General features: G+C 27.7%; 9 protein-coding genes. All 9 read left to right on the top strand.

Going from position 1 to position 15,116, the window contains the following annotated elements:
- Positions 1–2: 2 nt before the first annotated feature.
- Complete coding sequence (locus tag EG57_RS0223990) at positions 3–3,410, top strand: tubulin-like doman-containing protein (protein WP_032079604.1); 3,408 nt, start codon at positions 3–5, stop codon at positions 3,408–3,410.
- A gap of 554 nt (positions 3,411–3,964) precedes the next feature.
- Complete coding sequence (locus EG57_RS0223985; RefSeq protein ID WP_032079603.1) at positions 3,965–6,310, top strand: synaptonemal complex protein 1; 2,346 nt, start codon at positions 3,965–3,967, stop codon at positions 6,308–6,310.
- A gap of 40 nt (positions 6,311–6,350) precedes the next feature.
- Positions 6,351–7,619 (top strand): vWA domain-containing protein, encoded by a 1,269-nt coding sequence (locus EG57_RS0223980; RefSeq protein WP_032079602.1) that lies wholly within the window; start codon positions 6,351–6,353, stop codon positions 7,617–7,619.
- 20 nt (positions 7,620–7,639) lie between these two features.
- The gene (locus EG57_RS0223975) at positions 7,640–8,287 is read left to right on the top strand and encodes a hypothetical protein (protein ID WP_032079601.1); all 648 of its coding nucleotides are present in this window, start codon (positions 7,640–7,642) and stop codon (positions 8,285–8,287) included.
- A 20-nt stretch (positions 8,288–8,307) separates the two neighbouring features.
- Positions 8,308–9,582 (top strand): TRAFAC clade GTPase domain-containing protein, encoded by a 1,275-nt coding sequence (locus EG57_RS0223970; RefSeq protein WP_032079600.1) that lies wholly within the window; start codon positions 8,308–8,310, stop codon positions 9,580–9,582.
- A 2-nt stretch (positions 9,583–9,584) separates the two neighbouring features.
- On the top strand, positions 9,585–10,694 hold the full coding sequence (locus EG57_RS0223965; RefSeq protein WP_032079599.1) for a GAP1-N2 domain-containing protein: 1,110 nt from the start codon (positions 9,585–9,587) through the stop codon (positions 10,692–10,694).
- Positions 10,695–10,777: 83 nt separating this feature from the next.
- Positions 10,778–11,608 (top strand): YARHG domain-containing protein, encoded by an 831-nt coding sequence (locus EG57_RS0223960; RefSeq protein WP_032079598.1) that lies wholly within the window; start codon positions 10,778–10,780, stop codon positions 11,606–11,608.
- A 489-nt stretch (positions 11,609–12,097) separates the two neighbouring features.
- On the top strand, positions 12,098–13,009 hold the full coding sequence (locus tag EG57_RS0223955; protein ID WP_029162795.1) for a chemotaxis protein: 912 nt from the start codon (positions 12,098–12,100) through the stop codon (positions 13,007–13,009).
- Positions 13,010–13,367: 358 nt separating this feature from the next.
- Positions 13,368–15,050: a MutS-related protein gene (locus EG57_RS0223950; RefSeq protein ID WP_032079597.1), complete on the top strand. Its 1,683-nt coding sequence runs from the start codon at positions 13,368–13,370 to the stop codon at positions 15,048–15,050.
- The last annotated feature ends 66 nt before the right edge of the window (positions 15,051–15,116 follow it).

The following is a 15,116-nucleotide window of genomic DNA, read 5'->3' as shown; positions in this document are numbered from 1 at the left end:
TTATGAATACTAGAATTAGAGAGCATCTTCAAGACCTTGAAGTTAGCAAGGGTGGAGGTATAATAAGTGATAAAATACGTATAGAAACTATATCAAATCCTATACTTGTAATAGGTCTTGGTGGAACAGGTATAGATGCAATGCTAAGACTTAAATATCAAATAAATAAAAGATTTATCCTTGAAGAAGATAAAATATCCAATACTAGAAAGGATAAACCTGAAAAAGTTGAATTTTTGGGATTTGAAACAAATCAGGGCGAAAAAAATAAGAAATATCCTGCAAATGGTGGAGTAGGATTAGATCCTCAAAGTGAGCTTGTTATGCTTTCAAATGCAGAAATAAGATCAATTTTAAATGATAGAAACATATTAGATGATTGTATAAAAGAATGGTTAGCACCTGAACTTTCAGCAGAAAGTGGAACCGATGGTGCTGGTGGTATAAGACAGGTAGGAAGACTTTTATTATTTACAAAGATCAATGAAATAGTAGATTGTATTGAGAAAAAGATAAGACGTCTTCAAGAGGATACAGATGAAACACTTCATGTATTCATACTTTCAGGACTTTCAGGTGGAACAGGAAGCGGAACCTTTATAGATATTGCTTATATAGTAAGAGGGATTATTAACAATATTAAAGGGGTTAAAGGTGACGATAGAGTTAATATAATGGGATATTTATTTACACCAGATGTTAACTTATCCAAGGCTTCTGATAACCAAAGCTCTCAATCCTATATTATAAAAAATGGATTTGCAGCATTAAAGGAATTAGATTATCTTATGGGAATTGCTGATAGACATGAAAGATTTAAACAACAGTACAGAAATAGATTAACTGTGGATTCACCAATGCCTCCATTTAATCTTTGTCATTTAATATCTGCTACCAACATAGATGGAAGACCTATGAGCAATGCTTATGATTACTGTATGAATGTTACAGCAGAAAATATAGTTAACTTTATATCCAATGAAGTAAGAGAATCTGGTGGAGCTTTTGCCATACAGGATTATATAAGTAATTTAAAGCAGAATACTGATAACATGGCAAAACCTTATATGGCAGGTTATAAGTATGTAATGATAGGAGCATCTTCAGCAGTATTACCACTGGAAGAGATAACTACATACCTTGCTTACAAGCTTTTTGAAAAAATTCAATATATGTTTGAAAATATGCCTACAGAACAGGAAACAGATCGTTTTATAAGACAGATTAACCTTGATGAAGATTCTGTAATAGATAGATTTGAAAGTGAACTTCAGGGTAGAAAACCTCTTACGGGTTATAAGGGAAGAGATAGGTATAACTATGATAATGTAATAAAAAAACAATCTGTAAATATTGATGATGAAATGAAAGAATATTTAAGAGAATGTACAAATGAATATAATAAGGTAAAAACTCAATATCCTGGTGAAGTTGTAAAGGGTGCAAGAGAGTTTATAAATGAAATATTTAAAGACCCTAAAAAAGGACCTTTTTATGCATCTAGAATGTTATTTCATCAAAGCTTTTGTGTAGTGAAGACTTTAGAAACAGAAGTAGAATCCCTTCAGGAAAGATTAGCTAATATTTCAAGAGAGATAAAGTTCAAAAGAGAACTTGCAGAAGACAAGATGCTAGAAGCTAGAAAGGCAATTTTGTTTACTAAAGAAGGAAAGAAAAATGATTATATAGAAGCTAAAAGTGAAGAGTATATGTTAAAGTCTGAAGAAGAAAGAACTCTTAGAATGATAGAATTTTATGGCAAAGTAATTTCAGATTTAAGTGACTTAAACAATAAAATATATAGAGTATATATTGAAATACTTAATGAATTAAATAAGATATTTAAAGACGATGGAGAAATCCTTGTTAAAGGTGAAGAAATAGAAGGTGCTCTTGGAAGAAATTATTCCTGGACAGTAGTAAAGGTACCTGATTTAAAGGATTATATAGAAAGCATTGTAAATAAGCAAAGTGCAGATGATATTGTTAGAAGATTTTCAAATAAACTTTTAGAGGAATCTAACAAATGGCTTGATGAGGTTCATATAGATGTAGTAGGATCAATTTCAAGCTTTGTATCTGAAGAATATGGTGATGTAATAACTCAATCCATGGAAGAGTTTTTAACACTAGAATATGGTGAGGATAAGTCCATTATAAACATAGTTAAAGATGAAATTGCACCAAAATTAGATAAAGATGCAGTGCCAATTTTCTATATGAGTAATACAGAGGCGCTTAATTTCCCATCATGGAGTATGGTTTCAGTACCAAGGAATGCTAAAAAAGTACTTGAAGGTATTAAGGAATATAAAAAGTCCTATATAAAAGGAGATTCCATTAATATAAAAGAAAGTATGGTAACTAATAGAATATTCTGGTTAAATACTAAAAATGGAGTACCTTTATATTCATATACTCCAATAAAACAATACGAAGATGTATATGAAAAAACTTTATTTGAAACTGATGGTATAGGAAGACACCTATATCAAAACGGAGATAGAAACTGGGTATTTTTACCATCACCTATACCAGAACAATCCTGGGGAACAACTTATTATAATGAAAGAGTAAAAAAATATAATGAAGAAGTAAGAGATGTATTTGATAGAGCTATAAAGCTTGGATGTATAGTGGACACAGAAAACAGCATAAATGAAAAATACAGATGTATTGTGACTAAAGACTTTAATATTAAGGATTTTATGAAAAATTATTCATTAAACCTAGAAGGGGATAGACCTAATGTAGGTGAAATAAGAAAGGCTTTATCAGATATTAAAGAGCTTTTGGAAAAAGGATTAGAACCTGTAGAAAACAGTGACTTACAGCAATACTGTATTTTTGAAAGCAGCAGCGAAGAAAAAGCAAAAAATAATTTAATAAGAACTCCACGCCTTGCTGGACTTGTAAAAAAGGAAGTTGAAAAGTATGAAGAAATACTACAAGAAAAAGCTAAGCTTGAAGGTATTATAAAGAACATGAGTAAGTCAGAAGCGGACATGGATGCTTTTTTAAGAGCTATGTATACAGATACCATAGTAAAAAGAGGCTTAATGTATGTTTATAATTGTAGTGAAGACAGTAAAGTAAATATAGAACCTTTTATAAATACTTTAAAGCAAAAGGAATATCAGTTAGAAGCAATATTTAAGAAATACACAAGCTTGGATGAAAGAGAAAGAAGTATCATAGATAGAACTTCAGATAAAAAGCAGGATGAACTTTCTATGGAATCTGGAGCAGTTACACTTACAGCCAATGTGGATGCTTTATTAAACAAAGTTAAAGATTCATTAGAAGAACTAGATACAAGAAAATATGATCTTATAAATGGTGATGAACTTTATGCATTTTACAATAACATGTTTTCAAAGATAAAAGATGTAAAGAAGCAATTAGAGTAAGTATTTAAACATAATGTTGTGCAAGTAACCGAAGCAACTTTCAACTGTATTCCGCCTGATATATGTTGAAAGTTACTTCTTAGTGCATTACGTGTACACATACTACATTGTGATATAGATTTCAATAAAAAGTGTAGTGTTCAGAATACTTAAAAATAGGAAATGACTGAGTTTTAAGCATTAGACCATATGTTAAAACAATTTCAATTTACTAAAATTATCTATGACAATGTAATTGAATGTGTACATTTGAAGTTACTAGTTTGGGTTTTAACTTTTATGTAGTGATATATGTTAAGTATTTCATCACATTAGCTAAATTGTTTCTTATTATTCTTAGCGAAAAGTTTGGGAAAGCCTTAGAACTTTAGTTTTGTTTGAGGGAACCGAGTTTGACAAAGTTCTTAGGTTTTCCAAAACTTCGAGCTTTAGAATAATTAGAAACATTTAGCAGTGATGAAATACTTAACATATATCATGGAGTAAAAGTTAAAATCCAAACTTCCACTGCAATTTAACTTGCTTCACAATATTTTTGTACTGGAGGGATTTTGATGGAGGATATATTAGAAAGTTTTGCTGAGGAGTACTCTTTAAATGCGGATAGAAAAATTTTTGAGGAAGATGCTCAAAGAAGTGCAAATAATCCTATACTTTTTTTGTTTATAGGAGAGGGTGCTAAAGATGCTTCAAAGCATATAAGTAGCAATATAAGATGTAATTGGGATAATGGAAAAGCTATAGTTTTTATGAATGTTTTAAAGGAAAAAGTTGAAGATGATGATAATGTATTCAATTTTCAGATAGAATATAGTGATCTAGATAAAAAAAGTTTAAGAAAAAACATAAGAGACAACTTTTATAGTGATAAGAAGATGCTTGCTTGTTTAAATGAAAAAATAACTATGGTTAGAGACAAGATATTAAGTTCTGGAAAATTATTTAATTCTTTTGAAAATATAAATATTGCTGTGGTTACAACCTCAGATGATCCTCTAAACATAATATTGCCTGAAATAACTATGCTTGTAAAAAAGAGAATGCTTGAAGTTTTTAAGCTTGGGATTGCTGATCTTTATATACTTATAAAAGAAAAAGACGTGGAAGATGAATTCTTTTCAGAGGCTATGTCTATGAGCTTTTTTAGGGAATTGGAATATGTGCAAAAAAAACTATTTTCTTTTAAAGAAAAAATAGAGATATATGGAGAAGAAAGAGAACTTTCAGTTGAAGCAAAAGGACCTGTATTTTATCTTACATACATATTAGAAGAAAAAAATGAAAAAGGACTTATACCAGAAAAGTCTATGGAAAACAATTATAATATAATAGGTTACATCAATCTATTAAAAAATAGAAATGTGAGTATTGAAACTTACTCGGATACAGAAAATCAGTATTATGATAATACTAGATTTAAAGCTAATATAAGTTTAGATGATTCTTTAAATAGATATGTTTCAGCAGGACTTGCAGTAGTAAAAAGACCTAATAAAGCTATTGCTATTACTGTAGTTAGAGCTTTTTATGAAAACTTTATAAAAAGATTAAAAGAATTTTCTGAAAAAGATGAAGAAACTGTAGTTAGTATTTTGAAATTAGATGAAGATAATGTGGCTTTAAATATAGAAAGAATTTTGCCTAAAGCTGTTACAATTTATGATATGAACAGCATAATGATGAATAATACTAAGTCTTTAGAAAAAAGACTTTCAAAGCTTAATTTAAGACAAATAGAAGAAGAGTTATATAGGGATAGATGTGAAAATTTTTTCAATAATAATTTTATAGAATATGCTGATAAAAAACTTAATAATATTAATTTTGAAAATGAATTTAGTGCTTTAGTTGAAAAAAGTGTATTAAATAATGACAAATTAGGTTTGTATTGTGCTTTAAATTGGAGTGAGGGAGAAAGTATTGTTTTTAAATACATAAAAAAAGAAAAAAAGATTCTTTCAAATTCTATAGAAGGGTTAAAGAAAGAAATTGAAAATACATATGAAAGCAGGTTTGTAGAAGAATTTAGTTTGAAAAACATTTTTACTAGAAGAAAAAATATTGATAAAGTAAAAGAAAAATTGTTCATAGAAGTATATGGAAGAAAACTTAGCATTTTAAGATTAAACATTTTTATAAAAATATTAGAAAAATACGAAGCTGCATTGAATAGTATTCATAAAGAAATTTACAAATATATTGAGAAAACTAAAAATATTCACAGCATAATTCTTAAATATGAAGATGAAATAGTAAGAAAACAGCAGAGTTATACAGGGCAGAATATAAAGATCTATTACACAAAAGTTGTAAATAATATATTAGAAAATCTTATAAATAAATATGGAGAAGATTTTTATTTTGGAGAAGAATATTTCGGAAATTCTTCTGAGATTATAAAAAGAACTCAAGAAGATTTTATCTTGAAACTAATAGAATTTTGCAATAAGTACATTTTGCCACAGCCAGATTTTATAAAGTCCTTTGAAGAGGAATTGAGCGAAAGATCTAATGTGGATACAGGAAATTTAGAAAATAAAGTTTTATCTAAAGATGAAATATATAGAAAACTTTATGATATTTTAGGAGAAAATTCAGCACTTAAGATTTATATAATGAATTATGATGTAAAGAGTTATGCAGAAAAATATTTCTTTGGAGATTACAGCAGTGATTTTATAAAATATGCTTTTGATTTTGATAGGAAAGTTAGAAATTATAAAATAGGATATGTACATGAAAAAAGAATAAGTGGAATTGAAAATTTAAATTTAATGGGTGGCTTTGCTGCCAAGGATATATTCTATATAAGAAATTCTATAGACAAATATAAAGCTTGTTTGAAAAGTGGATACGAATTCCATGGGATAAATATAAATGAGCTGCCAGAAATCAAGTAGATGAACAATATATAATTAAAATTAGTTTGGGGGGCGAATTTTGGTAGAGAAAAGAATAAATATAACTATGATTATAATGAGTTTAATTGGAGGGGTAATTGGTTTTATATTAGGAGAAATACTTTTAAATTCTTTAAGATATACTACGTCTTCAGTTGTTCTCATGGGATTATATTTTGGAATATTAGCACTTTGTATAGGAACTATGTGCCTTATAGGAGAGATGATAAGTCCTAGATTAAATGGGCAGGGGTGGAAAAACAACTATTTAAAAACTTCTTTTAAATTATTAATTCCATGTACTTTAATTGGATTATTTGTATTTGGAGCTATGTTTCAATTTCTATATGAAATAAGTACGCAAAAGTTTAAAAAGGTGGATGATATAGTATTTGCTATAGATACATCTGGAAGTATGAAGAATACAGATCCTAATAATGAAAGATTTTCTGCAGCATTAAATCTTATAGATAATATGGACAAAGATAATAGATTTTCTATGTATAAATTTGATGATACTGCAGAAAGAATAATTCCTATGAGTCAGGTTACAAAACAAAGCAGAGAAGAAGTTTCGAACAAGTTAAAAGGTATGCAAAATCCTAAAGGAAATACTAACATGAGAGATGCTTTAGAAAAATCTTATGGTGAAATAAAATCTTCAGAAACTAAAAATAAAAATGCCATGGTTATAATGTTATCAGATGGTGGAGATACATATGATTTAAGTAAGAAGTTTGATGAGACTCTAAAACCTTTTAAGGAAAAGAATATATCTATTTATACTATTGGAATGTCTAATGGCAATAATTTTTCTATGCTTAAGGAAATAGCTAAAGAAAGCGGTGGAAACTACTATAACGTAAAGGAAATAAAAGATTTAAAAAATGTATTTAATAAAATATATAGGGATAGACAGCAAAGGCTTCTTGTAGATAAGAGATACGGAATTTATGAAGCTTCTTCATTGTATAAATTCCTTAGAGTAATGTTTATTACTTTCTTAGGAGCATTAATAGCTTTAAGTGTGAGCTTGGTATTTGATAACAAAAATTTGCTTAAGGGATTTTTAGTAGGTGGAATTTTATCAGGACTTGCAGCAGGGATTATTATGGAAGCAGGATTTTTATATGTACCATGGATGGGAATGCTGCATAGATGTATAGCAGACATTGTTATTGCTGTGATTTTTACCATTATACCTGTAAAAGTAGATGTAAAAGACTATTCTAAGAAATCCTCTTATATGGATAAAATAAAGAACTTTAATGTTTATGAAGGTGACAGTTCAAACAATATGTTTCAGTAAAATTAAAAAGAGGTGCTTTTATGAAGATTATAGAATTTACTAATAAAGAGCAACAAATACAAGATTTAAGCTACAATTTGGATAAAAAAAACCTTACAATAAGATGGAGATGGCCAAAGGACATTAATATAGTTTATATAGTAAAAATGGACATTTTTGAAGATTTTCAATTAGATAATATTAATGAAAAAAGTGTTAAAATGTATACTAAAGAAGAGTTTAAAGAGTTTAATGGTTATGTGGAAATTATAAGAGAAATAAATCAATATAGATATTTTATTTTTCCTGCAATTGAACAAGAAAATGAGATAACACTTTTAAAACAAAGTGATGGTAAAAATGAAATTTTGGTAACTACAGGTACTCCTAAAATCTGCTATGAAATAAAAGAAGTAAGGTCTTTTGGCAGTTTCTTTTCAAAGGAGAAAAAACTGCAAATATGTATATATTCAGAAGTAAATTTAAGTAAAGATGTATTGTGCTATGTGAAAAAGCAAGGTTCCTATCCTTTAAGTAAGGAAGATGGAATATGTTTTGAATTCATTGAAGATATTTATGCTGGTACAAATGTTATGCCAGAAATTACAGTAGGTAAAAATGAATTTTTAAAATTATTTATAAAGAATACAGAGAAATATGGAAATATGTATAATCTTAAGAAACAGTGATTTTAAAGGAGTTGAGACTTATGGGTCTTTTTCAAATTTTTCATGGAAAGAATAAAAAGAAAAATGAATATAAAAAAGCTACTTATGAAAAGGGACCTTTTATGATAAAATGCCCCTTCTGTTTTGAGAAGTTTAAAACAGATCAGGTAGTTTTTAGGGCTTCTCATGCAGAAGAAGGAGACCCTGAATATGAAAAGACAGTAGATGAATTATTAAATGAATACAATAGAAAAACTGGGAAATCACCTTTGTCGGAAATAAATTCAGTAATTAAAACTCAGGATATTCCAGAAAAAAGTAAGACAAAAGTGGATGGAGTTCTTATAGAGATTAAAGATAAATATGATATAAGTACCAGTGAAAGGCTTTGTCCTTATTGTCATAATGAGCTTCCTATAACTGCTGGTAGAGGGCCTTCAAAAGTTATTTCAGTAGTTGGAGCTTCTCAGGTAGGTAAATCTGTTTATATGACTGCACTATTATATGTGCTTGAAAAATATACTTGCGAGAGAATAGATGCATCGCTTATTGCAGGAAGTTCTGAATACAATGATGAAATAAGAGAAAATCAAGAAAAAATCTTTGATAACAATATAATGCTGGATCCAACACCTAAACAGCATATAGAACCATTAATAGCAAATATGAAATTTAAAAATGATAAGATTCCTCCTATTACTCTAATTTTTTATGATGTACCAGGAGAAGGAATGACGGATAAGGGTTATATAGAAAAGCATGGAGAGCATATAAAAAATTCGGATGGAATAATATTTCTTGTGGATCCACTTCAAATGAGAGCTTTAAGGAAAAAGATAAGTCTTATGAATAAAGAAGTTAAAGGAGACTTTACGGAAAAATATCAAGAACCTAAGGACATAATTGTGTACTTCTTTGAAAATTTTATATCAAAACAATCTCACGAAAAGACAAGTATACCTACAGCAGTGGTGGTAACTAAAAGTGATATGCTTAAAAATTTAAGAGATGAAGAATACATAAGTGAAAATAGTAATATTTTTAGAAATTATAATCATGAAAAGTTTTTTAATTTAAATGAGTTTGAAAATATAAATGGAGAAGTTATGAAATTTCTAGGGAAAGCTGATGCTCCTTTTAAAGGTGCCATGGATGCTTGCTTTAAAACTACAGGATATTTTGCAGTATCTTCTTTAGGGTGTAATCCTCAAAATTTAAAAATAGATGAAAATGTTGGTATAGAGCATATAAGGGTAGATGAACCTTTTTTATGGCTGCTTTATGAGATGAACTATTTAGATGGGAGAAGGGATTAACTATGATTGAGCAGCACTTTTATACTAGAGATAGAAGAGGTATATTTAGCAAAACTCCAGGGTATGATACTGTGGCAAAGAGTGTCAATTTGCAGGATAAATTTATAATAAATACATTACATGACTTATGTTTTTATGAAGCTCCAGCTAGTCTTGCAGGAGAAGAAGATTTGTCCAAATATCCCAAAGCACTTTTTTGTGTAAATACAGAAGAAGGTAGTATGGTAATTGGTGAATCTGCTTTTGTAGGAAGAGATTATACAGGAGAAAGAAATAGATATTTTACTCATAATTACATAATTCCAGAAGAAGAAAAAGATGATTATATAAAGAACCCGGAAAAAATAATATATTCTGAAGGGTTTATTAATAATTATGATATAAATGAGGGGCATGTTATTCCAGAAGTTAAGGAAATTAGAAAAGCTGAGTTTTTAAGTGGTACTTCTTCTATAGAAGAAATGTATAGTAAAGCTTCTATAAATGAGGAGATATTTGTAAATATTATTAAAGCTTCTTTTCATGCAGCACAGTATGGGAAAAAGATTTATGTAGTGCTTGATTGTGAAAATAATTATATTGAATATATTTCCAGGGAAATTTTGAGATATTTGTATAGAGTGCTTCCTTTTCCAGTGAGAAGAAGAATAGGCTTCATAACTTATATGAAGGTCCCTAAAAACAAAAATTTTATAAATATTATTTTTTTATGTAAAGGCAGCATAAAAAGGATTAATACAGAGTTAAAAGCAGGATATATTTTTGATATTCCAAGTAAGGAATTTTATATTGAGGGAATAGATTCATCAAAACATATATTCATTGATTTTGTTATGAATAATGTAGAAAATGAAGCTGTTCTGAATGATTTTTTTAATAAAGTGGATAATAATAATCTTGAAGAAGCGTTGAATTTATATAAATATGATGATATATTTAGTGGTAATAATAGGAATACTATTACCACTAAAAAAACTGATGAAACTGTTAATAAATATGGAAAAAGACAGTATAATAATTTTAAAGAAAATGATAAGTTGAATAAAAATAAGTTTTTAAAAATTATAAAGTTTTTTATAGATAAAATTAAAAATATGTTCAAAAATGAATAAGTGAAATTTTAAGTTTTATATTAATAAAGGTTTTCTAAAGCTACATAATATTTGGATTACGAGAAAGTAAGGTGATTTCTTTAATGAGTAAATGCAGAAAATGTGGATATGAACTAAGTAATAAGGATAAATTTTGTCCATCTTGTGGTACGAAGCATAAAATAGAAGAAGACAATATAAATAGAGAGACAGAAGATAATATAATAAAAGATACTATAAGAAATGAAGATAATTTAGATGAAAATACTATAGTAGAAAAAGGTGAGTATGTAGAATTCATAGAACATAAAGAAAAAAGAGATTATGACGATAATACTATAAATATAGAATCTAATACTAATGAATTTGATAAAGTGGATAATAAATCAGAATCTAGAATTGGCAATTTAAAGTCTAGAGGTATAAAGTTAAAAGCCTTGGCAGCAGCAATAGTGCTTGTATTTTTTGTAGGTTTTGGCATTACTTATATGCATTTAAGTAAAGGAAAGAATAATAATTCGAGTGATTCAAATAATCAAACTATCTATAATAATGAAAAAACATCAACAAAGCAGAATACAGAAAAAGATAGTAAAAAACAAACAGAAGAAAAAGATGAGAATTCAAATGAATATATACTTCCATATAGCAATAAAAGACCTATAACTAAAAATGATCTAAAGGGATTAAGTAAGAAACAACTTCAGTTAGCTAGAAATGAAATATTTGCTAGACATGGATATGTTTTTGGAGAACCCTTTAAGAGTTATTTTAAATCAAAATCTTGGTACAAAGAAGATAAAAGTTTTACTGGTGAAGGAAAGCAGCTTTCAGCATTAGAAAGACACAATATTAAAGTTATAATAATCCAAGAAGGTGGTAAAGTAGCACCTGGATATGATTCTGATTATAAAGAAAGTGATTATACCAATTGATTTTAGCATGTAAGGAGTAAAATTAAATGGATACTGAACTAACTATTGAAAGTAAAGCTTTGAAATATGTTAAAAATAAAAACTTATGTTTTGTAATAAAACTTATAAGCAGATCTGTAGAATGTGAATGAAATGGTACTAGGACTCAGGCTAGGAGTCTAAACATAAAAATTTATTACGAAGATGAAATTGAAAAAGAAAATTATGATGTTCTTGAATTTGAAGATGTTAAGGTATTTGTATCTAAAGAACTTAAAGTAAAAGGAAATATATCTATTTATAGGAAATTAAAATTACCTTTCATGCAGCCAATATTTGGAGTGAAAGGTGTAGATTTGTACTAAATATCAAATTTTAAATATAGTTATTGCATATATTGTCATTATATGAGATTATATATTTAAACTACTTACTTTAACTTACAATATAGAAAAGCTAAAGTTGTTTTATAATTTTCAATAATACTAAAATGGAGAGAGGGATAAAATTATGAACACAAATATATTATTAGAAAGTGGTACTGGAGAAGTTGAAATACTGGAATTTGTAGTAAATAATAAACATTATGCAATCAATGTTATAAAAGTTAAAGAAGTATTAGAAGTAGATAATTTAACTAAATTGCCACAATCACATCCTGCAATAGGTGGACTTATATTATGTAGAGATGAAATAATAACATTAATAAATTTAAAATACATATTGGAGAAACAAAGTGAAATAGATGAAAAATCTAAGGTTATAATATCTGAATTTAATAAAGTTAAAGTAGGTTTTAACATAGATGATATTTTAGGAGTTCATCGTATTAGATGGGAACAAATAATGAAACCAGATGATATATCTGCAAATTCATTAGTAATAGGAAATATTGTTTTAGATAACAAGATAATATTGTTGCTTGATTTTGAAAAAATAGTTACAGACATTAATCCAAGCACGGGTATAAGTGAAGATAAAATTGTGAAAGTAGATTATAAAGATAGATCAAATGTTAAAATAGTGTTAGCAGACGATTCAGCTTTAATAAGAAAACTATTGAAGGATACGCTTACCAAGGCTGGATTTAAGAATTTATTAATGTTTGATGATGGTAAACAAGCTTTAGACTATTTAGCAAACTTAGTAGAGGAAAAGAAAGATAAATTTATAGATGATGTTCAAATGTTAATTACAGACATTGAAATGCCCCAGATGGATGGACATACCCTTACAAGAAAAATTAAGGAACATCCTATTTTAAAAAAATTGCCAGTTGTAATATTCTCATCATTAATAACAGGTGATTTGAAGCATAAAGGAATTTCTGTAGGTGCTGATGCTCAGTTAAGTAAACCAGAAGTAGGAGAGTTAGTAAATGTCATAGATGATTTTACAGAACGTATAAAAGCAAATAAGTAAAAATTTAATTATTATGGAATGGTATAACTAACAAGCATAGGGGATTATGAATATGCTAAAATTATTTTTAAGCATAGTTATGAAAAAGACCAGATGATTGTTAGTTTAATTTTGGGACATATTATAATATATATATTTAATATCCTCATAAGTAAGAATCATCTTACCCATGAGGATATTTTTAAGGCATCTGAAAGAAAAGAATTAGTTTAGATATGATAGATATTTTACATTGGTTGGGAAGAGACAGGTTTAGTATATAGTGAGTATCTAAGGATTCTGCTGATGCTGCATGAAACAAAATAGAATAGTAGATGGATTTATTATTTTTGAAGATATCTAAGAAGGAGGAGAAGTAATGGCAACAATTGTAGGATATATCTTAGTAGTTTTGGTTATAGGAACTATAATTACATTAGGATCAAATTTCAAAGAGAATAGGGAAATTAGATATAGAATAGAAGATGAATGGGGAAAGGATGTAGAAAGAAAATATAGTGAAGATGACTTTAAAACTGTTTCTGAATATTTTAATAATAAAAAAGAGGATGAAAAAGATAAGTTTTTTATAGATGAAATTACATGGAATGACTTGAATATGGACAGCATATTTAAAAAAATAAATTCTACCGAAAGTAGTCCTGGGGAACAGTACTTATATAATATGTTGAGAGAACCTTCTTATGATGAAAAAGAACTTAAATTGAGAGATAGATTAATTAAGTTTTTTCAAAGTAATGAAAATGAAAGAAAGAACATACAATATTTGCTTGCTAAATTAGGTAAGAAAAGGAATTGTTTTATATCAGATTACTTTTATGATAAAGATAAAAAAAGAAATTCATCTTTACTTTATTATAGAATTTTAGCTGCTGTGCCTATTATATCATTGGTTATTACATTCATAAATGTTCATGTTGGTTTTGCCATAATGCTTGCAGCTGTGGCTATAAACATGTTTATATATTATAGTGAAGAGAAGAAAATTAAGTATAAATTAGAAGCTTTTAAGTATATAGTGAAGATAGTTAAGTATGCACAATTGATTTCAAAAGAAGAAATAGAAGAATTAAAAGACTATAATGAAAAGTTAAATGAAGCCCTTAAATCAATGAAATCTATCAGAAAAGCATCATTTAATTCAAGCAATAATGCCACAGATATGGGATTAGTAATGGAATATATAAGCATAATGTTTCTTACAGATTTAATTAATTATGAAAAAGTATCCAATAAACTTGTAGAAAGAAGTAGAGAATTTAAAATTATATTTGAAGTTATAGGTATTATAGATAGTTGTATATCTATTGCTGCTTATAGAGAGAGAATTGGAGAATATGTTACTCCTGAGTTAATTAAGTGTGGTAAAAAGACAGAACACATTAACATCTTTAAAGATATCAGTCATCCTCTTATAGAGAATACAGTAGTTAATTCTATAGAAATGCCAGATTCAATTTTAATTACAGGATCTAATGCTTCAGGAAAATCAACTTTTTTGAAGACTTTAGCTATAAATATTATTTTTGCACAAACCATATATACATGTCTTGCAAAGGAATTTAAGTGCTGTTATTTTAGAATATATACTTCCATGGCATTAAAGGATAACATATTTAATAATGAAAGTTATTATATTGCAGAAACTAAGTCATTAAAGAGAATTATTGATAGTTTAAATGAAGATATACCAACAATATGCTTTGTAGATGAAATTTTGAGAGGAACCAATACTGTAGAGAGGATATCGGCTTCTTCACAAGTTTTAAAATATTTAACTTTAAATAATTGTGTATGTGTTGCTGCAACTCATGATGTAGAACTTACTCACATACTTGAAAGATATTTTTCTAATTATCATTTTCAAGAAAATATTGCAGATAACGAAATAACTTTTGATTATAAAATACATGAAGGAAGATCAACTACTCAAAATGCTATAAAGCTTTTGGGAATTTTAGGTTACACCGATGATATTGTTGAAAAAGCACAACAAAAAGCAAATGTATTTTTAAAAGATGGTGTTTGGGAAGCAGAATAAATTTCTGCTTTTTTTATTTAGTAGGAATTTAAAACTTTTTTGCTCAAAAAAACATGCCGTTAGGCA

The organism is Clostridium drakei (genome assembly GCF_000633595.2).
In the GTDB taxonomy this organism is placed as follows: Bacteria; Bacillota; Clostridia; order Clostridiales; family Clostridiaceae; genus Clostridium_AM; species Clostridium_AM drakei.
This window is presented reverse-complemented; position numbering and strand designations above follow the sequence as displayed.

Coding starts and splice junctions, on each gene's coding strand:
- EG57_RS0223990 (WP_032079604.1), top strand. CDS start 3: ATGAATACTAGAATTAGAGAGCATCTTCAAGACCTTGAAGTTAGCAAG.
- EG57_RS0223985 (WP_032079603.1), top strand. CDS start 3,965: ATGGAGGATATATTAGAAAGTTTTGCTGAGGAGTACTCTTTAAATGCG.
- EG57_RS0223975 (WP_032079601.1), top strand. CDS start 7,640: ATGAAGATTATAGAATTTACTAATAAAGAGCAACAAATACAAGATTTA.
- EG57_RS0223970 (WP_032079600.1), top strand. CDS start 8,308: ATGGGTCTTTTTCAAATTTTTCATGGAAAGAATAAAAAGAAAAATGAA.
- EG57_RS0223965 (WP_032079599.1), top strand. CDS start 9,585: ATGATTGAGCAGCACTTTTATACTAGAGATAGAAGAGGTATATTTAGC.
- EG57_RS0223960 (WP_032079598.1), top strand. CDS start 10,778: ATGAGTAAATGCAGAAAATGTGGATATGAACTAAGTAATAAGGATAAA.
- EG57_RS0223955 (WP_029162795.1), top strand. CDS start 12,098: ATGAACACAAATATATTATTAGAAAGTGGTACTGGAGAAGTTGAAATA.
- EG57_RS0223950 (WP_032079597.1), top strand. CDS start 13,368: ATGGCAACAATTGTAGGATATATCTTAGTAGTTTTGGTTATAGGAACT.